The organism is Polynucleobacter antarcticus (genome assembly GCF_013307245.1).
In the GTDB taxonomy this organism is placed as follows: domain Bacteria; phylum Pseudomonadota; class Gammaproteobacteria; order Burkholderiales; family Burkholderiaceae; genus Polynucleobacter; species Polynucleobacter antarcticus.
This window is the reverse complement of the sequence record NZ_CP028941.1, coordinates 1,087,707-1,107,591: the sequence shown is the minus strand read 5'-3', so window position 1 is coordinate 1,107,591 and position 19,885 is coordinate 1,087,707. Positions and strand designations below refer to the sequence as shown.

18 protein-coding genes are annotated in these 19,885 nt (G+C 45.9%); 14 read left to right on the top strand and 4 right to left on the bottom strand.

Annotated features, from left to right (window positions below; translation table 11 throughout):
- Positions 1-10: 10 nt before the first annotated feature.
- Genes accC through DCO16_RS05770 form a run of 5 tightly spaced genes read left to right on the top strand, consistent with a single transcriptional unit; the run spans position 11 to position 4,291 of the window.
- Positions 11-2,035, top strand: coding sequence for an acetyl-CoA carboxylase biotin carboxylase subunit (gene accC, locus DCO16_RS05790; RefSeq protein ID WP_173943785.1), 2,025 nt, complete (start codon positions 11-13; stop codon positions 2,033-2,035).
- An 8-nt stretch (positions 2,036-2,043) separates the two neighbouring features.
- The gene (locus DCO16_RS05785; RefSeq protein WP_173942776.1) at positions 2,044-2,508 is read left to right on the top strand and encodes a VOC family protein; all 465 of its coding nucleotides are present in this window, start codon (positions 2,044-2,046) and stop codon (positions 2,506-2,508) included.
- Between the two features lie 28 nt (positions 2,509-2,536).
- A complete protein-coding gene (tsaB, locus tag DCO16_RS05780) occupies positions 2,537-3,259 on the top strand; it encodes a tRNA (adenosine(37)-N6)-threonylcarbamoyltransferase complex dimerization subunit type 1 TsaB (RefSeq protein ID WP_173942775.1) in 723 nt (240 codons plus the stop codon).
- Positions 3,252-3,755 carry a ribosomal protein S18-alanine N-acetyltransferase gene (rimI, locus tag DCO16_RS05775; protein ID WP_173942774.1) on the top strand — a complete coding sequence of 168 codons (504 nt, stop codon included), beginning with the start codon at positions 3,252-3,254 and terminating at the stop codon, positions 3,753-3,755. The genes tsaB and rimI overlap by 8 nt, the downstream gene beginning before the upstream one ends.
- Positions 3,756-3,757: 2 nt before the next feature.
- Complete coding sequence (locus DCO16_RS05770; RefSeq protein WP_173942773.1) at positions 3,758-4,291, top strand: hypothetical protein; 534 nt, start codon at positions 3,758-3,760, stop codon at positions 4,289-4,291.
- A 19-nt stretch (positions 4,292-4,310) separates the two neighbouring features.
- Here the strand turns inward: DCO16_RS05770 and lplT are convergent, their stop codons facing one another.
- On the bottom strand, positions 4,311-5,630 hold the full coding sequence (lplT, locus tag DCO16_RS05765) for a lysophospholipid transporter LplT (protein ID WP_173942772.1): 1,320 nt from the start codon (positions 5,628-5,630) through the stop codon (positions 4,311-4,313).
- Between the two features lie 74 nt (positions 5,631-5,704).
- Between lplT and alr the strand changes: the two genes are divergently transcribed.
- Positions 5,705-6,805 carry an alanine racemase gene (gene alr, locus DCO16_RS05760; protein WP_173943784.1) on the top strand — a complete coding sequence of 367 codons (1,101 nt, stop codon included), beginning with the start codon at positions 5,705-5,707 and terminating at the stop codon, positions 6,803-6,805.
- A gap of 29 nt (positions 6,806-6,834) precedes the next feature.
- Here alr and DCO16_RS05755 read toward each other — a convergent pair whose 3' ends face one another.
- Positions 6,835-7,728 carry an outer membrane protein assembly factor BamD gene (locus tag DCO16_RS05755; RefSeq protein WP_173942771.1) on the bottom strand — a complete coding sequence of 298 codons (894 nt, stop codon included), beginning with the start codon at positions 7,726-7,728 and terminating at the stop codon, positions 6,835-6,837.
- Positions 7,729-7,748: 20 nt separating this feature from the next.
- On the opposite strand from DCO16_RS05755, the gene DCO16_RS05750 reads away from it, so the two are divergent.
- The 8 genes from DCO16_RS05750 (at position 7,749) to DCO16_RS05720 (ending at position 15,373) form a co-directional block, all read left to right on the top strand.
- A complete protein-coding gene (locus tag DCO16_RS05750) occupies positions 7,749-8,786 on the top strand; it encodes an RluA family pseudouridine synthase (RefSeq protein ID WP_173942770.1) in 1,038 nt (345 codons plus the stop codon).
- Positions 8,773-9,075, top strand: coding sequence for a laccase domain-containing protein (locus DCO16_RS11280; protein WP_254597992.1), 303 nt, complete (start codon positions 8,773-8,775; stop codon positions 9,073-9,075). Before DCO16_RS05750 ends, DCO16_RS11280 begins: the two co-directional genes overlap by 14 nt.
- Before the next feature lie 20 nt (positions 9,076-9,095).
- Positions 9,096-9,566, top strand: coding sequence for a purine nucleoside phosphorylase YfiH/LACC1 family protein (locus DCO16_RS11275; RefSeq protein WP_254597991.1), 471 nt, complete (start codon positions 9,096-9,098; stop codon positions 9,564-9,566).
- A gap of 109 nt (positions 9,567-9,675) precedes the next feature.
- Complete coding sequence (gene phaC, locus DCO16_RS05740; protein ID WP_173942769.1) at positions 9,676-11,307, top strand: class I poly(R)-hydroxyalkanoic acid synthase; 1,632 nt, start codon at positions 9,676-9,678, stop codon at positions 11,305-11,307.
- A gap of 24 nt (positions 11,308-11,331) precedes the next feature.
- A complete protein-coding gene (locus tag DCO16_RS05735; RefSeq protein ID WP_173942768.1) occupies positions 11,332-12,072 on the top strand; it encodes a 3-ketoacyl-ACP reductase in 741 nt (246 codons plus the stop codon).
- A gap of 113 nt (positions 12,073-12,185) precedes the next feature.
- Complete coding sequence (gene phaR / locus DCO16_RS05730; RefSeq protein WP_173942767.1) at positions 12,186-12,746, top strand: polyhydroxyalkanoate synthesis repressor PhaR; 561 nt, start codon at positions 12,186-12,188, stop codon at positions 12,744-12,746.
- A gap of 2 nt (positions 12,747-12,748) precedes the next feature.
- Positions 12,749-14,107: a 30S ribosomal protein S12 methylthiotransferase RimO gene (gene rimO / locus DCO16_RS05725; protein ID WP_173942766.1), complete on the top strand. Its 1,359-nt coding sequence runs from the start codon at positions 12,749-12,751 to the stop codon at positions 14,105-14,107.
- 81 nt (positions 14,108-14,188) lie between these two features.
- Positions 14,189-15,373, top strand: coding sequence for an acetyl-CoA C-acyltransferase family protein (locus tag DCO16_RS05720; protein ID WP_173942765.1), 1,185 nt, complete (start codon positions 14,189-14,191; stop codon positions 15,371-15,373).
- 36 nt (positions 15,374-15,409) lie between these two features.
- Here the strand turns inward: DCO16_RS05720 and serB are convergent, their stop codons facing one another.
- Both serB and mfd read right to left on the bottom strand, forming a co-directional pair.
- On the bottom strand, positions 15,410-16,300 hold the full coding sequence (gene serB, locus DCO16_RS05715; RefSeq protein WP_173942764.1) for a phosphoserine phosphatase SerB: 891 nt from the start codon (positions 16,298-16,300) through the stop codon (positions 15,410-15,412).
- Between the two features lie 13 nt (positions 16,301-16,313).
- The gene (mfd, locus tag DCO16_RS05710; protein WP_173942763.1) at positions 16,314-19,874 is read right to left on the bottom strand and encodes a transcription-repair coupling factor; all 3,561 of its coding nucleotides are present in this window, start codon (positions 19,872-19,874) and stop codon (positions 16,314-16,316) included.
- Positions 19,875-19,885 lie beyond the last annotated feature (11 nt).

Here is a 19,885-nt window from a genome sequence, read left to right as displayed (position 1 = left end):
GACTACAACTATGTTTAAGAAAATTCTGATTGCTAATCGTGGTGAGATTGCTTGCCGAGTGATCAGCACCGCTAAAAAAATGGGTATCAAGACGGTAGCTGTCTACTCCGAGGCTGATAGAGAAGCACGCCATGTTCAAATGGCAGATGAAGCTGTGTGCATTGGCCCTGCGCCATCACGTGAATCCTATCTAGTGATGGATCGCATTATTCAAGCTTGCAAAGATACTGGTGCGCAAGCAGTCCATCCTGGCTATGGCTTCTTATCTGAGAATGAGCAATTTGCTCGGCGCTGCGAAGAGGAGGGTATTGTATTTATTGGCCCTAAATATCAATCGATTGCAGCCATGGGTGACAAGATTGCCTCTAAAAAATTAGCCCTAGCAGCTAAGGTAAATACGATTCCTGGCTTTAATGAAGCGATTGATAAGCCAGAAGAAGCGGTCAAGATTGCACAGAGTATTGGTTATCCCGTGATGATCAAAGCTTCTGCAGGCGGTGGTGGTAAAGGCTTGCGAGTAGCGTTTAATGACAAAGAAGCCTTTGAAGGATTTTCAGCCTGTCGTACTGAGGCGCTAAATAGCTTTGGTGATGATCGTGTCTTCATTGAGAAGTTTGTTGAAGGCCCGCGCCATATAGAAATTCAGGTATTGGGTGATGCGCATGGAAATATCGTTTATCTCGGTGAACGAGATTGCTCGATACAGCGTCGTCACCAAAAAGTCATCGAAGAGGCTCCATCCCCCTTTATGGACCCAGTTACTCGCAAGGCTATGGGTGAACAGGCCGTAGCTTTAGCGAAGGCTGTCAACTATCAATCTGCAGGTACTGTGGAATTTGTTGTTGGTAAAGATAAGTCCTTTTACTTTTTAGAGATGAATACCCGTTTACAGGTAGAGCACCCTGTCACAGAAGGTATCACTGGTCTTGACTTAGTAGAACAAATGATTCGGGTGGCTGCCGGTGAAAAACTGGCATTTAAACAAGAAGATATCCAGTTAAGCGGTTGGTCTATGGAGTGCCGTATTAATGCAGATGATCCATTTCGTAACTTCTTGCCCTCTACGGGTCGCTTAGTTAAATATCGTCCGCCTGAGGCAATTAATGGAGTCAGGGTTGATACAGGAGTCTATGAGGGTGGCGAGATTCCGATGTATTACGACTCGATGATTGCGAAATTAATTGTTCATGGCAAAGACCGTTCAGAAGCGATCGACAATATGCGCGCTGCATTAAATGATTTTGTGATTCGTGGCATTCATTCAAATATTCCTTTTCAAGCTGCTTTGTTACAGCATCCACGCTTTATTTCGGGTGATTTCACTACGGGATTTATTGCCGAAGAATATCCAGATGGCTTTAAGAAAGACTCTGTTCAACCCGCGGATCCTAAGCGACTTGCTGCGCTAGCAGCATTCATGCGCTATCGGTATCTAGAGCATATTCAAATGATCGATGGTCAATTGGCTGGCCATGAAATGACTATTGCAAAACAGTTTGTAGTTGTTACTGGTGCTCGCGTAGGCTCTAACGAAACTATTCAAGAAGTGCCTATCCGTGTTGAGTTTAAAGACGCTACCTATTCTGTATATATTGAAGAGCAGAATGACATTAGTCGCTATGACATCGTGAGTGATTGGCGTCCAGGACAAATTTGTTTGCGCGCTACTATCAATGGTAGTAAAAAAATTACCGCTCAAGTTGTCCGCCGTGGCGTCAAATATGCACTGGTCTTAGATGGTGCTCATTTTGAATGTATGGTTTTAAGTCGTTTAGGTGCTGAGCTACAGCGATTGATGCCAGTGAAGCTTCCACCCGATACTTCTAAGCTCGTTATGTCACCGATGCCAGGCTTACTGAGTAATGTATCCGTCAAAGTTGGCGAGAGCGTTACCGCTGGACAGAAATTGGCGGCAATTGAAGCGATGAAAATGGAGAACACCTTAGTTGCGGCACAAGATGGTGTGATAGCGGAGATTTGTGCGAATGTCGGTGAGAGTTTGGCAGTGGATCAACTTATTATTCGTTTTGAGTGATGCCGACCATGACTAAACCATTCAAAATATTAGGCATTCAGCAAATTGCTATCGGTGGGGAAGATAAAAAAAAGCTACGTACGCTTTGGGTAGACTTATTGGGGTTTGACTATAAGAGTACCTTTGTCTCTGAGCGTGAGAACGTGGACGAGGATATTTGTGCTATTGGCCAGGGCCTTAACGAGATCGAAGTAGATTTGATGCAGCCATTGGATGTAGATAAAAAACCAGCGGTACATCAAACCCCCTTAAATCATATTGGTTTATGGGTAGATGATTTGCCTAAGGCGGTCGAGTGGCTATCCGCTCAGGGCCTTCGGTTTGCACCTGGTGGTATTCGTAAAGGGGCAGCCGGTTATGACATTACCTTCGTACATCCTAAAGGTAATGCAGAATTTCCATTGTGTGGAGAGGGCGTACTAATTGAATTAGTACAGGCGCCACCCGATATTATTGTAGGTCTGAGTTCATAAGTTATTAAAAAGTTCAAAAGAGTTCCCATTGACCCGTATCTTAGCCATCGATACTTCCTCAGCATGGTGTTCAGTTGCTCTATCACTAGCTGATGCTGCGCCTCTTATCCGTCACCAAAAGGTAGCGGCTGGCGCTAGCCAACTTTTACTGCCTTGGATAGATGAGCTCCTCGCTAATAGTGCAAGCACTCTCAGTTCTTTAGACGCGATTGCGATTGGTGTTGGTCCTGGTGCCTTTACGGGTGTACGTCTTGGCGTTGCTGTAGCACAAGGTTTAGCAACAGCCAGTAGGCTGCCTGTATTGCCTGTAGCTAGCTTAGATGCGATTGCAGCTCAGCTGGTGAAAAAGTCTGGCTTTATTGATGCCCAAGCAAGCTCCTTTGTTATTGCTGTAGATGCCAGAATGGGTGAAGTATATTGGGCCAAATATTGCGTTACACCCCATTCTTTACCAAAGCGTGTCGGTGATATTCAATTGACTGCACCAGAATTACTTGATTTAAGTGGGGTGCAATTTATCGCCGGCAGCGCTCTTATAGAATACGAAGATCGACTATTTACCTCTATCGAGAGTCCATTTACTAGCTCCCATAGGGATGCTGACATTGGTATTGAGGCTTTGGGTGTGCTTGCCTGCGCTCAGTCAATGTGGGACCAAGGTTTAGCGCAAGATGTGCATTTACTTGAACCCCTCTATATTCGTAATAAGGTGGCATACACCGCTGCTGAGCGTAGACAGCAACATGGCTGAGTTATGTTTTTCACCGATGGCATTGACAGACCTTGATGCGGTCTTGGCAATTGAATCGGTATCGCATCACCACCCATGGACTCACGGTAATTTTTCAGATTCACTGACGGCAGGTCATTGGGCCTATTGCGTTCGTCCGCAGGGAGAGGCCGCAATAGAAGGAAGCTATCTAGACCCTCAGATTTTGTGGGCTTATTGCGTACTTTTCCCCGCTGTAGATGAGTTACACCTTTTAAATATTACCGTCTCTCCTAAATTACGCAGGCTGGGTATTGGCATCAAGATGATGCATGCCATTGAAGGAGTAGCAGCACAGCAGAACATGCCGAGAATTATTTTGGAAGTGAGGCCGAGTAATAGGAGTGCTTTAGCGCTGTATGAGTACCTTGGATATGAGCAAATCGGTCTTAGGAAGAGCTACTATCCGGCTGAGACGGGAAGTCAGTTGCGTGAGGATGCTTTAGTTCTGGCGAAATCCATTAAGCTAGATGCTTGAATATGAATACAAATACATCCTTTTTAAAAGAAATGGGTATTACCGAATGGACTTCGCGTGATGCTCCTGTTGCTTCGTTACCTGAAGAGCCACATCATGCGGCCACTCCAGCAGACGCGCCAACGCAACTACCGCAGCCAACTCAGCCTCCTAAGAGCTTATGGTGGTTCTTTGGCAATAAGCCACAAGGGGATACTGAAGTTCTTTTTCAGAATGTGATTCGTGTATTGGGGTTATCACCACAGGAGTGGTCCTGGAAAAATCCAGCAGAAAAAATAGATCCTGAGCTACTACCTCAAGATGGTATACCGATAGTGGCAGTGGCATTCGGGGGTGTGGTTGCCCAAAAATTATCAGGCGAGCGAGATGCGTTGCCGCAACTACGGGAGACTGTGCTAGCTTTTAATACTGAGGGAGCTGAAGACTTACCGCTCATTGCCACCTTTGAATTGAGTCAACTTGTAGCAAGACCCAAAGACAAAGCTTTATTTTGGCAAGACTTATTATTGGCTAAGTCCGTACTACAAAATACCTAGTAGTTGTGTTGCAACGCGCTTAGTGTTTGTGCTCACCAATAAGATGCATGGAGTCATATTCCGCTTGATTCTTAGCATGGCGTTTGATAATCATCCACATCACAATACTCACGGTTAAGCCAAAGCCAACAATGACATACTGAATCGGGACATCAAGCCAGATTAATCCAGAGTAAATGAGTAACATCATCAATACCGAGATATTTTCATTGAAATTTTGTACAGCAATGGAGTGGCCTGCTGACATCAGGACATGCCCTCGGTGTTGAAGTAGGGCATTCATAGGCACAACAAAATAACCAGCTAACCAACCCACTAAAATTAGGAGAATGTAGGCAGGCATCATGTTGAGTGAGATATCAAATTGGCCGAACGAAAGCAAGGTTATGTTCGGTAGCATGTCTGAGTTATAAATAGCCATCACACAGACTAAGGCGCCCATAGCAACACCATAGGGCAGAACATTAAGTGAGTTGCGTAACGGTATTCGCGATGCGGCCCATACTGCACCGCCAGCAACACCAAAAGCAGAAACTGCTTGAAGAATGGCGCCTTGGGACAAACTCAGATGCAAAGCAACTTGAGCCCACTTAATCACGATGAATTGTAGGGTGGCACCCGCCCCCCAAAATAGTGTTGTAACCGCCAAGGAAATTTGACCAAGACGGTCATTCCACAGAGTTTTGAAGCAATGCGAAAAATCAACAATTAAGCCAATAGGATTTCTTGTTTGAGCCTCATATCGGGCGCCAGTGTCTGGAATACGAAGATTAATCAGTGCCGCGATGACATAGATAAACATAATCACCATGATGGCCGATTCTGCGGCAGTATCAATACCTGTCTCCAAAATGGGCAAGTCCCAGCTCAGAAGGCTGTGAGAGACCGACTTGCTGATCAATACGCCACCTAAAACAGTGCCCAAAATAATAGATCCAACTGTCAGACCCTCGATCCAGCCATTGGCTGCTACCAGTTTTTCAGGGGGAAGTAGTTCCGTGAGGATGCCGTATTTGGCGGGTGAGTATGCCGCTGCACCAAGGCCCACAATCGCATAAGCCAGCAAGGGATGACTGCCAAATAGCATGACCGCACAACCCACAAATTTGATGGTATTGGTAATGAACATCACATTACCCTTGGGCCTTGAGTCAGCAAAGGCCCCCACAAAAGCGGCCAGCAGCACATAAGAGAGAACAAAGAACAATTTAAGTAAAGGGGTCATCCAAGCTGGAGCATCAAGCTGGAGCAGGAGGGCAATGGCTGCTATCAATAGCGCATTGTCAGCAAGCGACGAAAAAAATTGCGCCGCCATAATGGTGTAAAAACTTCGGTTCATTCGTACAATCTATGCATGAATCTAATTAAAACATGAAAGGTGGGGTGAATATGAGTTCATTCATCAATCGCTTCATTAACAGACCTATTTTGGCATCTATTGATGTCAATGCCTTTAGCCATAATTTAAGCCGAGTCCGGGACTTGGCCCCCGAGTCTAAAATCTGGTCTGTGATCAAGGCGAAGGGCTATGGACACACCCTGGATGCTGTGCTGCAAGGCCTTGAATCTACTGATGGTTTTGCTATTTTGGATATCACTGATGCTCAGTGGTTAAGAGACCATGCCTGGGGTGGGCGTATTCTGCTTCTCGAGGGACTCTTTCATCAAAATGAGGTGGATCTTGCGGTGAAGTTGCGCTGTGATTTGGTGATTCATAACGAGAAGCAATTGGAGTGGTTGGAGGCATATCAAAATCGCTCTGGTCATGAGATCAATATTTTTCTTAAACTCAATTCCGGTATGAACCGCTTAGGCTTTAGGTCAGAACCCTATCGTTTAGCCTTCCATCGCTTACATGCTGCCGGCTATCACATGCACCATATGACCCATTTTGCTAATGCGGATCAAGTAGAGCGCTCACCTTCCGTTGGTGAGCAAATGGATTGTTTTGATCGGGCGATTGCAGGTTTATCGGCGCCTATTTCCTTGGCTAATTCGGCAGCGATTCTTTGGCATCGGCAAACCTTAGGTGATTGGGTGAGGCCCGGCATCATGCTCTACGGCGTTTCGCCAACTGGGGCCTATGCAGATATTGTGAGATCAGATTTGCAAGCAGTGATGACTTTACGTAGCGAGGTGATTGATATTCAAGAGCTGAAAAAGGGTGAGCATGTGGGTTATGGAGGCCGCTTTGAAGCCCCTGAAGATATGCGAGTTGGCATTGTGGCTTGCGGTTATGCAGATGGTTATCCACGCCAAGCTGCTGATGGGACGCCAGTGTGGGTAGATGCCGCTGGTGCAGATGGTACGGCGGTCATTTGTCCCATAGCCGGACAAGTTTCTATGGACATGCTCACGATTGATCTTCGAGGAGCGCCCAGTGCAAAAGTGGGCACGGTTGTGGAGCTATGGGGCAAGGAAGTGCCGGTGGATGATGTAGCGCAAATGAGTGGAACGATCGGCTATGAGCTCATATGCGCTCTAGCACCGAGAGTACCAGTGACCATCAAGTAGCGCTATGGTTACTTGAGGAAAGCCTTAATTTATCGATTCCAGATCTGCCACCATTGACGTTCTTTTTTGACGCGTTGACCGGTTGCCAACATCTGACTATCAGGGAAATTCAGTTTAAATACGCGGGCTGCATCATTACTCAGATCAGCCATGCCTAGTTTTTCATAAGACTTTGTTAGTAAATAGAGCGCCTCTTCCACAGCAGGGGCACGATCATAGTCACGAATAACTAGTTGTGCTCGATTTGCGGATGCTAGGTATGCACCGCGTTGATAATAAAAGCGGGCCACAATCACATCGGCTTCAGCTAATGAGTTAACGATATAGCGCATGCGATCTAAAGAATCCGGCGCATATTTACTATCGGGAAAACGTTCGACGACAACTTTGAATGATTCAAAAGCTTCTTTCGCTGCCTTAGGATCTCGTTCACTTAGATCTTGCCCGGTAAATTTTCCTAACCAACCCAAGTCATCATTAAAGCTAATCAGGCCTTTGAGGTAGTAGGCGTAATCTAGATTGGGACTACCTTGGTGTAATTTAATAAATCGATCAATAGCTACTTGGGCTTGAGGAACTTCCTGAGCCTTCCAATAACAGTAAGCAGCATTAATTTGGGCTTGCTGTGAATAAGGCCCAAAAGGAAAGCGCGCTTCTAACTTTTCAAAATATTTGCCGCACTTTGCAAAGTCGGCATCATTCATCTTTTCGTTCGCTTCAGAATACAGTTTGGTCTCAGACCAAATATCGGTGTCATCCTTTTGACCATCGCTACCAGCGCAACCCGTCAATAAGAGAAAGGCAGCGCTGATGACTAGATAAAATGTAAGTACTGGAATACTTTTTGGGGCATTGCTTGTTTTTGCGGAATAGCCAGCAATAGCAGCAAGTCGTAAACTGGCAGCTGTAATTACTTCTGACATAACTAAAAGGCTCTTTAAGCGTGGCATTGCCGCATACTCCTGATTCGAATCCTATTGATTATATCGATGAAGAGGACTTTATTGCCCTAGAAATTCCCCATGAGGTTGATGGGGAGCGTTTGGACAAGGTTTTGGCTTCCGCTTTACCTGATTACTCTCGAAATCGCCTCAAGTCATGGGTTGAGGCTGGTGCTGTCACTGTTGACGGAAAAGTGACCAAAGCAAGGCATCTATTGCGTGGCGGAGAGAGCATTAAGGTATTTCCCCAAGAAATGCCTGAGCAATTTGACTTTGCTCCAGAAAATATTGCCTTAGATGTGGTCTATGAGGATGACACCATCATGGTGATTAATAAGCCTGCTGGCTTAGTGGTTCATCCGGCTGCTGGTAATTGGACGGGCACCTTACTCAATGGCCTGTTATTTCGTTATCCAGAGCTTAAGCAGCTCCCTAGAGCAGGCATCGTTCACCGTTTAGATAAAGACACTTCAGGGCTGATGGTGGTGGCCCGCACAGATATTGCGCAGACATCCTTAGTAAGGCAGTTACAGGAGCGTACGGTGGGTCGTCGCTACCTAGCCTGGGTGTGGGGTGATGCACCTTCCCAAGGTAAAGTATTGGCTTCAGTGGGTCGTGATCAGCGAGATCGATTAAAAATGGCTGCGGGATCAGCCCAAGGTAAGCCCGCCGCAACCTTATTTCGTAGGCTAGCAAAGGGCATGTTTTCTGCAAGCCCAGTAGCTTTATTGGAGTGCAGATTAGAGACGGGGCGTACACATCAAATTCGAGTGCACTTGGAGTCCTTGGGCTTTCCTTTGCTGGGCGACCCGGTCTATCGCAAAAAAACTCCCGGCGTTGCTAAATCTCTCCCTTTTGAACGCCAGGCTTTACATGCGTATGCGCTGAGCCTTCAGCACCCCGCAACCCAAGAAATCATGACTTGGTTCTGTCTTCCACCTGACGACCTTAAGCTACTGCTTCCCCAGGTTGGAATGAGTGAAGATGATCTTCCTAAAGAAGCTGCTTTATTAGCATCTATTAAAAATGATCAGCATTAATTCCGAAACTAGCCAATATATTCGGCCTGAGTGGGCTATCCCTTCACCTACCCAAGCTTTTTGCACAACACGGCTTGGCGGGGTGAGCAAGCCTCCATTTAATCAATTGAATCTTGGTGTAAATGCAGGTGATGAGCCTGCTGATGTCCTCAAAAATAGAGCTATCCTAAGCGAGTGTCTACCAAGTGAGCCCCTCTGGTTAAAGCAAGTACATGGCAGGCTGGTCAGCATGCCTTCCCTTCCCGAGAATCCGCCCTCAATGGCCCGTTTGAGGCGGATGCATCGGTAACCCAGACGCCAGGTGAAGTTTTGGCAATTTTGGCAGCAGATTGCATGCCAGTTTTATTTACTAGCATTCATGGCGACATTGTGGGCGCAGCTCATGCGGGTTGGAGGGGCTTAAGTTCTGGGGTGTTAGAGCAAACAGTTGGTGCAATGCGCTCACTACAACCCGCTTTGCAATCCCGAGACATCCTGGCTTGGATGGGTCCAGCGATCAGTCAAGACGCCTTTGAGGTGGGAGAAGATGTACTTGAGGCATTCAGTATGTCGCCCCAGCCGATCCTGAGCAAGGCATTCATGCCAATTAAAGGACGCTCTGGAAAGTACCTTGCCAACCTCTATCTATTGGCTCAGGATCGTTTGCGCTCCGTGGGTGTGGAGCATATATCAGGGGGTGGATTTTGCACCTTTCATGATTCAGCCCGCTTTTTTTCCTATAGGCGGGATGGCATCACGGGACGTTTTGCTTCCCTGATTTGGATTCCCCTGAAAAAGTGATTCTAGGCTCTTAGAAAATTCCTGGCTTAGCCATAGGGCTAGGGTTAGTGCGTATAACCCTAATGGGCTTATAGAGGCAGAATAGTCTTACTTTAATTAAGAGATGATTATGTTTTCAGGTATCAATTCTGGCGCCGCTCCTTCATTGGCTCCACAGCACATGGCTCTGATTCCACCAGAGCGTTTAACGGAAATACAAAAAGCCTATTTTGAGGAACTTTCTCATCTTGCTACTAATCCAGAGTCTATTGAATTAGAAGATCGCCGTTTTTCTGGAAAAGCATGGCATTCCTCTTGGAGCAAGATGATTGCAGCAAGTTATTTGTTGAACTCCAAACATTTGCTAGCTCTTGCAAAAGCAGTGGATGCAGATGAAAAAACAAAAGTCAAAATTTTGTTCACAACAGAACAAATGATCGATGCTTTATCCCCTTCTAATTTTATTGCTACCAACCCTGAAGTATTGGAAAACATTATTAGTTCGCAAGGCCAGTCTATTCAAAATGGTATTGCAAATTTACTGGGGGATTTAAAAAAAGGCAAAGTCTCTCAAACTGATGAGAGCGCTTTTGAGCTGGGTAAAAATATTGCCACTACAGAAGGCCAAATTATTTTTCGCAATGCACTGTTTGAGCTGATTCAATACAAGCCTTTAACAGAGACGGTATTTGAGCGACCGTATCTTATGGTGCCACCATGCATTAATAAATATTACATCTTAGATTTACAGCCAGACAATTCTGTAGTGCGGTACATGGTAGAGCAAGGGCACACTGTTTTCTTGGTGTCGTGGAAAAATCCAGATAATGCGATGTCACACATCACTTGGGACGACTATGTGGGTGAGGGTGTTATTAAAGCCATTGAAGTGGCGAAAGATATTGGCGGCGTAGACAAAATCAATATCTTAGGTTTTTGTGTTGGCGGTACCTTAGTGTCCACCGCCTTAGCAGTGCTTGCTGCCCGTAAACAAGACCATGTTGAAAGCTTGACCTTATTCACAACCCTTTTGGATTTTAGTGACAGTGGGATTTTGGATGTCTTCATTGACGAGAGCATGATCAAATTGCGCGAGAGTACCATTGGCGGTGAAGCGGGTAAGTTCGGCATGATGTCTGGCTTAGATCTGGGTAATACCTTTTCTTTTTTACGCCCCAATGATCTTGTGTGGAACTATGTTGTTGAAAATTATTTAAAGGGAAATTCACCACCACCCTTTGATCTTCTGTATTGGAATGGCGACTCTACCAATCTTCCTGGCCCAATGTATTGCTGGTACTTGCGTCATACCTATCTGCAAAATGAATTGATTCAGCCGGGCAAGTTGACCGTCTGTGGCCAAAAAGTGGATCTTGGAAAAATTACGGTACCTGCGTTTATTTATGCCTCACATGATGATCACATCGTGCCTTGGAAGTCTGCTTACCAATCTACGCATCTCTTAAAAGGCAAGAATCACTTTGTCTTAGGTGCGTCAGGCCATATCGCTGGTGTCATTAATCCGCCAGCAAAAAATAAGCGTCATTATTTTGAAAATAACAAGCTAGCTAAGACTGCGGATGATTGGCTATCTGCTGCAAAAGATATTAAAGGTAGTTGGTGGCCTCATTACGCTCAGTGGTTAGCAGATTTTGGCGGTAAAAGAATTAAAGCGAGTAAAACATTTGGTAACAGTAAATATAAAAAAATTGAAGCTGCACCTGGTAAGTACGTAAAAGAAAAAATTACAACAGCTTCTTAACTTAGTTTTCACAAGGGGAATTACATGGCTCAAAAGATTGCATATGTCACCGGTGGTATGGGCGGTATTGGTACCGCTATTTGTCAACGCCTTGCTAAAGATGGCTACAAAGTCATCGCTGGTTGCGGCCCGAATTCTCCACGCAAGGATCGCTGGATTGGCGAGCAAAAAGTATTGGGCTATGACTTCATACCATCTGAAGGTAATGTCTCTGATTGGGAGAGTACCGTTGCAGCGTTCGACAAAGTAAAGGCTGAAGTAGGGCGCGTGGATATTTTGGTCAACAATGCCGGCATTACAAAAGACAGCGTGTTTCGTAAGATGACCCCAGATGCTTGGAAGGCAGTGATTGATACGAACCTCAACTCCTTGTTTAATGTTACCAAGCAAGTAGTCGATGGTATGGCGGATAACGGCTGGGGTCGCATTATTAATATTTCCTCTGTCAATGGTCAAAAAGGTCAATTTGGTCAGTCCAATTACTCCACTGCTAAAGCTGGATTGCATGGATTTACGATGGCTCTATCTCAAGAGCTAGCCTCAAAGGGTGTGACGGTCAATACAGTTTCCCCGGGTTATATCGGCACGGATATGGTCAAAGCAATCCGAGAAGATGTGTTGGAAAAAATTGTTGCCGGTATACCAGTCAAGCGTTTGGGTACACCAGAAGAGATTGCCTCTATTTGCTGCTGGATTGCTTCGGAAGATGGCGGCTATGCAACCGGTGCGGACTTTTCCCTCAATGGTGGCTTACATACTGGCTAAAGCGATTTAGAAAGCAGTTCTAGCCTCAACAACATCGGCATATTTACCTTTAGGTCAAACTAGAGATACACTATGCCGATGTTGCATTGCAATACCACATGTTAGGAAGCCAAATGGCCACACGCGCAAAGAAATCCAGTGACAGCCGCTTAATTAAGAAATATCCCAATCGTCGCTTATATGACACGCAAACTAGCGCCTATGTCACCTTGGCCGATATTAAAACCTTGGTGATGGCTGGGGATGTATTTAGTGTTATTGATGCCAAGACGGAAGAAGACTTAACACGTAATATTTTGCTGCAAATTATTTTGGAAGAAGAAGCGGGTGGTGCGCCTGTATTTTCAACCCAAATGCTTTCACAAATTATCCGTTTCTACGGTAATTCGATGCAGGGTCTCATGGGCAATTATTTAGAAAAGACCATGCAATCTTTTGTGGATATTCATAGTAAGCTAGGCGATCAAACACAGGGAATGGGTGTAGGTAGTACACCCGAGGCTTGGTCAAAAATGCTCAACCTACAAAATCCAATGATGCAAGGCCTCATGGGTAGTTATATGGAACAAAGCAAAGATTTGTTTGTGAAGATGCAAGAACAAATGCAAAACTCACCTACGATTTTTACAGGCTTTCCTTTTAAACCTAAACCCGATACGACAGAAAAAGAATAATTGTGGCTGGTAAAGTTGGTTTTGTTTCCTTGGGATGCCCCAAGGCATTGGTAGATTCTGAGCTCATCCTGACGCAATTAAGTGCTGAAGGTTATGAGACTTCCAAAGATTATGCAGGTGCCGATCTGGTGGTTGTGAATACTTGCGGCTTTATTGATTCTGCCGTGGAGGAAAGTCTTGCTGCTATCGGTGATGCTTTATCTGAAAACGGTAAAGTCATCGTGACAGGTTGTTTAGGCGCCCGTAAGAATACAGATGGCAGTGATCTGATTAAAAGTATTCACCCCAAAGTCCTTGCTGTTACAGGCCCACACGCCACTGCTGAAGTGATGCAGGCAATTCATGTCCATTTGCCTAAGCCGCATGATCCCTTTACGGATTTATTGCCGCCCATAGGTATCAAGCTCACACCTAGGCACTACGCTTATTTGAAAATCTCTGAAGGTTGCAATCACCGTTGCACCTTCTGCATCATTCCGAGCATGCGGGGTGATTTAGTTTCTCGACCTATTGGTGAAGTGTTGCTAGAGGCTACCAAGTTATTTGAATCAGGCGTAAAAGAGTTGTTAGTGGTATCTCAAGATACAAGTGCCTATGGGGTTGATATTCAATACCGCACCGGTTTTTGGGATGGTAAGCCCGTCAAAACTCGCATGTTTGATTTAGTTAATGCACTGAACCAGATCGCTAGAGAACATCAAGCTTGGGTTCGTTTGCATTACGTTTACCCTTATCCTCACGTCGATGACATCTTACCTTTGATGGCTGAGTTTGCGGATCATGGTTATGGTGTTTTGCCGTATTTAGATATTCCTTTGCAGCACGCTCATCCAGATGTTCTTAAACGTATGAAGCGTCCTGCAAGTGGTGAGAGAAATATGGAGCGTATTCAGGCCTGGCGCGCTGCTTGTCCTGACTTGGTAATTCGCAGTACGTTTATTGCTGGCTTCCCAGGCGAGACTGAGGCGGAGTTTCAATATTTATTGGATTTTTTAGATGAGGCACAAATTGACCGCGCAGGCTGTTTTGCCTATTCCCCTGTGGCGGGTGCTACGGCGAATTTATTAGATAGTCCCGTACCTGAAGTGATTCGTGAGGAGCGGCGAGCCCGTTTTATGGCAAAGGCTGAGGAAATATCGATCAAACGACTCAGTAAAAAGGTTGGCAAACGGATTGGCGTCCTCATTGATCGAGTAGATGAATCTGGTGGAATTGGGCGTAGCGTAGGTGATGCCCCTGAAATAGATGGCCTAGTCCGTGTTTTACCGGCAAGTAAGCCTTCTAAGCGCTTTCGGGTTGGGGATATGATTAAGGTAACAGTTATCAGCGCACAAGGGCATGACCTAATAGCCGAGACATGATTATTGTAATAAAAATAGAGGTTGAGACCTGCAGTTAGGGTAATTTAATTAAGCCGACCAGGCTTTGCTAAGGGAGTTGATATGAGTCGAGAAGTTGTCGTATTAAGTGCTGTACGTTCCGCAATTGGTGGTTTTGGTGGCTCATTGAGTAGCCTTGAGCCATGTGAGCTCGGCGGCATGGTCATGAAAGAAGCAATTGCCCGCTCTGGTGTAGATGCCGCGCTGATTAATTATGTGACTGTTGGGAATACCATTCCTACTGATAACCGTTACGCCTATGTTGCACGCGTTGCCTCGATTCAGGCAGGTTTGCCAATGGAGTCAGTAGCGATGGGATTGAATCGTTTATGCAGCTCAGGCTTACAAGCGATTGTGACAACTGCGCAAGCCATTATGTTGGGTGATTGTGACTACGGTATTGGTGGAGGTGTTGAAGTCATGTCTCGCGGTATGTATGGTTCACCCGCAATGCGCAGTGGCGCACGTATGGGTGATACCAAAATGCTTGACTTGATGGTTTCTGTTTTGACTGACCCCTTTGGTGTTGGTCATATGGGTGTCACAGCCGAGAACTTAGTAGAGAAATGGAATTTCACACGCGAAGAGCAAGACGCCTTAGCGGTTGAATCGCATCGTCGTGCTGCGCACGCCATTAAAGAGGGGCGTTTTAAATCACAGATTGTCCCGATTACGATTAAGTCTCGTAAGGGTGATGTTGTATTTGATACAGATGAACATTGCAAGCCTGATACCACCATGGAAACACTGGGAAAGATGAAAGCTGTCTTCAAAAAAGAGGGTGGTAGTGTGACCGCAGGTAATGCTTCCGGCATTAATGATGGTGCCGCTTTCTTTGTATTGGCAGATGCTGAAACCGCCAAGAAGGCAGGCCATAAGCCGCTAGCACGTTTAGTGTCTTACGCGATTGCCGGTGTGCCGAATCACATCATGGGTGAAGGCCCTATTCCTGCAACCAAAATTGCATTAGAGCGTGCTGGCCTGAAATTAGACCAAATAGATGTGATTGAATCTAACGAAGCATTTGCGGCGCAAGCCTTGGCAGTTACAAAAGGTTTAGGTTTGGATCCTGCCAAGACGAACGTGAATGGCGGTGCTATTGCTTTAGGTCATCCGATTGGTTGCTCTGGTGCGGCGATTGCTACTAAAGCCATTCATGAATTGCATCGCGTTCAAGGTAAGTATGCTTTAGTCACAATGTGTATTGGTGGTGGCCAAGGAATTGCGACTATTTTTGAGCGTCTCTAGTATTTAGTTAAGCGCTTGGTTCCTAGTATTTTTTGACTAGGAAATCAGGAGTAAAGCAGCATCCAAGCCGACTCGGTCAAAAGCCGCGTCGGCTTTTTCTTTAACGATAGGCTTGGCTCGATAGGCAATGCTGATACCAGAGCCCTGCATCATGGGCAGATCATTAGAGCCATCGCCCATTGTGATAGCGTTGATTTTTTGACACTGCATCAACTTGCAGGCGTCATCTAAATAAGTGGCTTTTGCAGCGCCATCGACGATCTCACCAATAATATTGCCGGTGAGTTTGCCATCCAGAATTTCTAAAGTATTGGCTTGGGTTTGTTTAAAGCCTAATTCTTGTTGAAGCCTGTTTGTGAAGAAGGTAAATCCTCCAGATACCAATAAAGTGTGAAGACCTAATTGATTCGCGCTTTTTAGCAGCTCGACAGCACCGGGATTTGGTCGTAAGCGCTCACGGTATACCGACTCAAGTACATTGGCCGATATACCAGCTAGTAGGGCTACCCGTCTGCGCAAACTTTCTTTAAAGTCCTTTATTTCACCGCGCATCGTAGCTTCTGTGATGGCAGAAACATCTGCCTTTTTGCCAACAAAGTCTGCGATCTCATCAATACACTCAATATTAATTAAAGTAGAGTCCATATCCATCGCCAAGACTTTGACATCTTGGGGTTTGAACTTTGCTGAGAGAAAAGCAAGATCTACATCATGGCTAGCGGCAATATCACGCATCGCAACTCGCGCTTCTGGCATCAAGAGAGCAGAAGCAGTCCATCGACTCGAGAAATAGCGTGGATGCCTAGAGGCGCTACTACTTGGGGAGATTTTTATACCTAAAACGGATGTATGCTGAGCCAGCGCCTCACCTAGTGCAGAGGAAATAGGCTTATTCGATAGAGCTACTAAGGTAAGGGGTTTAGACATCAGCGACTGATCTTTAGTTGACTTGTGCAGTAGTCAGCATAGCGGATTCATTCAGACTACGAAGAATCTTGCGGATGTAGTCAAGCCGTTGCTCTAATCTCTCGAAATCCTTCTCTTTTGGAGGGAGAACCTTTAGCTTATCCTGACCGTTTAGTTGTATGTATTTAGAAGACTGAATGAGTTGGATAATCTTCATCGGATCAATTGGTGGATTGGGGATGAATTGAATCTGGATCGAAGTCGGTATCGCATCAATTTTCTTAATACCAAAGCCAGCCATTTCTAAGCGTAGGCGATGGGTTTCATAAAAAGATTTAGCCTGATCTGGTAAATCTCCAAACCGATCTACCAGCTCTTCTCGTAAACCCATCAGCTCTGAGAAGTCGTTCGTACCCGCAAAGCGTTTATAGAGTGAGAGGCGCTCATGTACGTCAGGGCAATAGTCACTGGGCAGCAGGGCAGGCACACCCAAGTTGACATCCGTGGTCGCCTGTAATGGTGCTAACAGATCAGGCTCTTTACCACTACGTAACGATTTAACGGCACGATTGAGCATCTCGGTATACAACTGGTAGCCAATTTCATGAATCTCACCCGATTGTTTATCGCCAAGTACCTCGCCTGCCCCTCGAATTTCTAAATCATGCATGGCTAGATAGAAGCCTGAGCCCAACTCTTCCATTGCTTGAATTGCATTTAAACGCAGCTGCGCTTGTTTGCTTAGCGCTTCAGGGTCGGGCACCAAGAGATAAGCATAGGCTTGATGGTGTGAGCGACCAACCCGACCGCGTAACTGATGGAGCTGGGCTAAACCAAACTTATCCGCTCTGTGCATGATGATGGTATTGGCTGTAGGCACGTCAATACCAGTTTCAATAATCGTGGTGCATAAGAGAATATTGGTTCGTTGGGTCACGAATTCTCGCATGACAGATTCCAGTTCACGTTCATGCATTTGTCCGTGAGCAACGCTAATACTGGCCTCAGGAATTAACTCTTGTAAAGCGTGTTTACGGTTCTGAATAGTTTCTACTTCATTATGTAAAAAATAGACTTGGCCACCACGTTTAATTTCTCGAAGCACTGCCTCCCGAATAATGCCATCACCTTCGCGCCGCACAAAGGTTTTAATAGCGAGTCGTTTTTGTGGGGCTGTAGCAATTACAGAAAACTCGCGTAGACCTTCCATCGCCATACCTAGGGTTCTAGGAATAGGAGTGGCTGTTAAGGTCAGAATATCGACTTCAGCACGCAGCGCTTTGAGGGCGTCTTTCTGACGCACCCCAAAACGATGTTCTTCATCAACAATGACCAAACCGAGATTTGCAAACTGCGTTTCTTTAGACAGCAACTTATGGGTGCCAATAATGATGTCAGCCTCACCTTTGGCGATGGCCTCTAAGGCAACGTTAATTTCTTTAGTGGTTCTAAAACGTGAGAGCTCAACGATACGCACTGGCCAATCAGCAAAGCGATCTTTCCAAGTCGAGACGTGTTGTTCTGCAAGCAAGGTTGTCGGTGCCAAAATAGCAACTTGTTTGCCACCCATGACTGCAACAAAGCTCGCTCGTAATGCCACTTCAGTTTTACCAAAGCCTACATCGCCACACACTAGTCGATCCATTGGGGTGCCGCTTGTCATATCTCCAATTACAGCGGCAATTGCATTGGCTTGGTCTGGCGTTTCTTCAAAACCAAAGCTCTCGGCAAAAGCAGCATAGTCATGGGCAGAAAATTCAAAAGCATGGCCTTTACGAATGGCTCTCGCTGCGTATAGGCTGAGGAGTTCAGCAGCTGTATCGCGAATTTGTTGTGCTGCCTTGCGCTTCGCTTTGTCCCATTGGCCTGAACCAAGTTGATGCAATGGCGCAGAGTCAGGGTCAGAGCCAGCATAGCGTGTCACCATTTGTAATTGCTGAACTGGTACATACAGAGTAGCTTCTTTGGCATAGACCAAATGCAAAAACTCTTCAAAGATGGGCGCCTCTTTGGGCGGGGCTAAATTTAATAGTACTAAGCCTTGATAGCGCCCGATTCCATGATCTGAATGAACAACGGGGTCCCCAATATTGAGTTCAGACAGATCCTTAAACAACATATCAGGATCGGCACTCTCACTCTCTTTACCCTTACCTTTATGTCGCTGCCTTGCAGTGGTAGTAAAGAGTTCTGCTTCAGTTAATACGATCAGATTTTCGGCGGGCCAAGTAAAGCCATTAAATAAGGAGGCAGTAACAAGACCAAACAAGGCATCACTCTTTACAAAGTCAGCAATACCATCAAACCCTTCAGGCTTTAATGGATAAAGTGGTTTTCCATTTGATCCTACAACTCCATTACTTTCTTCAAATAATTGGCGAATAGATTCTTTACGACCTGCACTATCACTGCAAATCAGAACGCGTGTTTTTTCTTGGGAGACTAGTGCGCGTAATCGATTGATGGGATCGGCATCGCGACGATGGACAGCCAGATCAGGGACTGCTAAAAATTGCGGCGCTTCTTGGGTGTCCTTATTCAGTACTAAGCGCGCATTGGGTTTCGCTGCAGAGAAAAACTGATCTACATCCAGAAATAACTCACTAGGGGGAAGGATGGGTCTATCGAGATCATGCTTTAGGAATTCATAACGAGAGAGTGTATCTTTCCAAAAGCCTTTGATGGATTGCTCTACATCCCCAATACTAACAATCCATACGGGATCGCCAGAGCGGGGGAAATAATCAAATACGCTCGATGAATCTTCAAAAAAGAGGGGTAAGTAGGATTCAATACCCGCACTCGGAATTCCGAGATTGGCATCTTTGTAAATGGAGCACCGCGTAGGATCGCCCTCAAATACCTCGCGCCAGCGTCCACGAAATGCGGTACGCGAAGCATCATCAAATGGAAACTCATGACCCGGTAGCAGGCGTATTTCTTTAACCGGATAAAGGCTACGTTGGGTATCGGGATCAAACGCTCTGATTTGCTCGATTTCATCACCAAAGAGATCGAGGCGATACGGCAGATTAGAGCCCATCGGGAAGAGGTCGATTAACCCTCCGCGAATACTGTATTCACCGGGACGCATGACTGCGCTTACTGGGTCATAGCCTGCTTGCTGGAGCTGTAGCTTCAGGGCGGCTTCATTGAGACGGTCGCCTTGCCTAAAAAAGAAGGTGTGCCCAGACAAGAAGTTGGGTGGCCCCAGTTTTTGTAAAGCCGTGGTGACGGGCACTAAAACTAGGTCACAACTGCCATTGAGTAATTCATAGAGGGTAGCTAAGCGTTCTGAGACCAAATCCTGGTGGGGAGAAAAATGGTCATACGGCAAGATTTCCCAATCAGGAAGAAGGCGCACCTTGAGTTGCGGTGCAAATGCAGGTATTTCCTCTAGCAGGCGTTGGGCTTCTTGGGCTTGGGCGCAAAAAATGACCATGACGGAAAATTCACTACGGTAACGAAGAGCCGATTGGGCAATTAATGCAGAATCAGCAGATCCCACTAGCCCTGAGAAGGTAAAGCGCTGCCCAGCCCGCGGAGCGGGAATGGGGGACAAAGCAGTAGGTACTCGTATTAATGCATCTGACATCTACGCTCATT

What these genes read in the sequence shown, in the direction of transcription:
- accC (WP_173943785.1), top strand. Translation starts at nt 11, where the DNA reads ATGTTTAAGAAAATTCTGATTGCTAATCGTGGTGAGATTGCTTGCCGA.
- DCO16_RS05785 (WP_173942776.1), top strand. Translation starts at nt 2,044, where the DNA reads ATGACTAAACCATTCAAAATATTAGGCATTCAGCAAATTGCTATCGGT.
- rimI (WP_173942774.1), top strand. Translation starts at nt 3,252, where the DNA reads ATGGCTGAGTTATGTTTTTCACCGATGGCATTGACAGACCTTGATGCG.
- DCO16_RS05770 (WP_173942773.1), top strand. Translation starts at nt 3,758, where the DNA reads ATGAATACAAATACATCCTTTTTAAAAGAAATGGGTATTACCGAATGG.
- lplT (WP_173942772.1), bottom strand. Translation starts at nt 5,630, where the DNA reads ATGAACCGAAGTTTTTACACCATTATGGCGGCGCAATTTTTTTCGTCG.
- DCO16_RS05755 (WP_173942771.1), bottom strand. Translation starts at nt 7,728, where the DNA reads ATGTCAGAAGTAATTACAGCTGCCAGTTTACGACTTGCTGCTATTGCT.
- DCO16_RS11280 (WP_254597992.1), top strand. Translation starts at nt 8,773, where the DNA reads ATGATCAGCATTAATTCCGAAACTAGCCAATATATTCGGCCTGAGTGG.
- phaC (WP_173942769.1), top strand. Translation starts at nt 9,676, where the DNA reads ATGTTTTCAGGTATCAATTCTGGCGCCGCTCCTTCATTGGCTCCACAG.
- DCO16_RS05735 (WP_173942768.1), top strand. Translation starts at nt 11,332, where the DNA reads ATGGCTCAAAAGATTGCATATGTCACCGGTGGTATGGGCGGTATTGGT.
- phaR (WP_173942767.1), top strand. Translation starts at nt 12,186, where the DNA reads ATGGCCACACGCGCAAAGAAATCCAGTGACAGCCGCTTAATTAAGAAA.
- DCO16_RS05720 (WP_173942765.1), top strand. Translation starts at nt 14,189, where the DNA reads ATGAGTCGAGAAGTTGTCGTATTAAGTGCTGTACGTTCCGCAATTGGT.
- serB (WP_173942764.1), bottom strand. Translation starts at nt 16,300, where the DNA reads ATGTCTAAACCCCTTACCTTAGTAGCTCTATCGAATAAGCCTATTTCC.
- mfd (WP_173942763.1), bottom strand. Translation starts at nt 19,874, where the DNA reads ATGTCAGATGCATTAATACGAGTACCTACTGCTTTGTCCCCCATTCCC.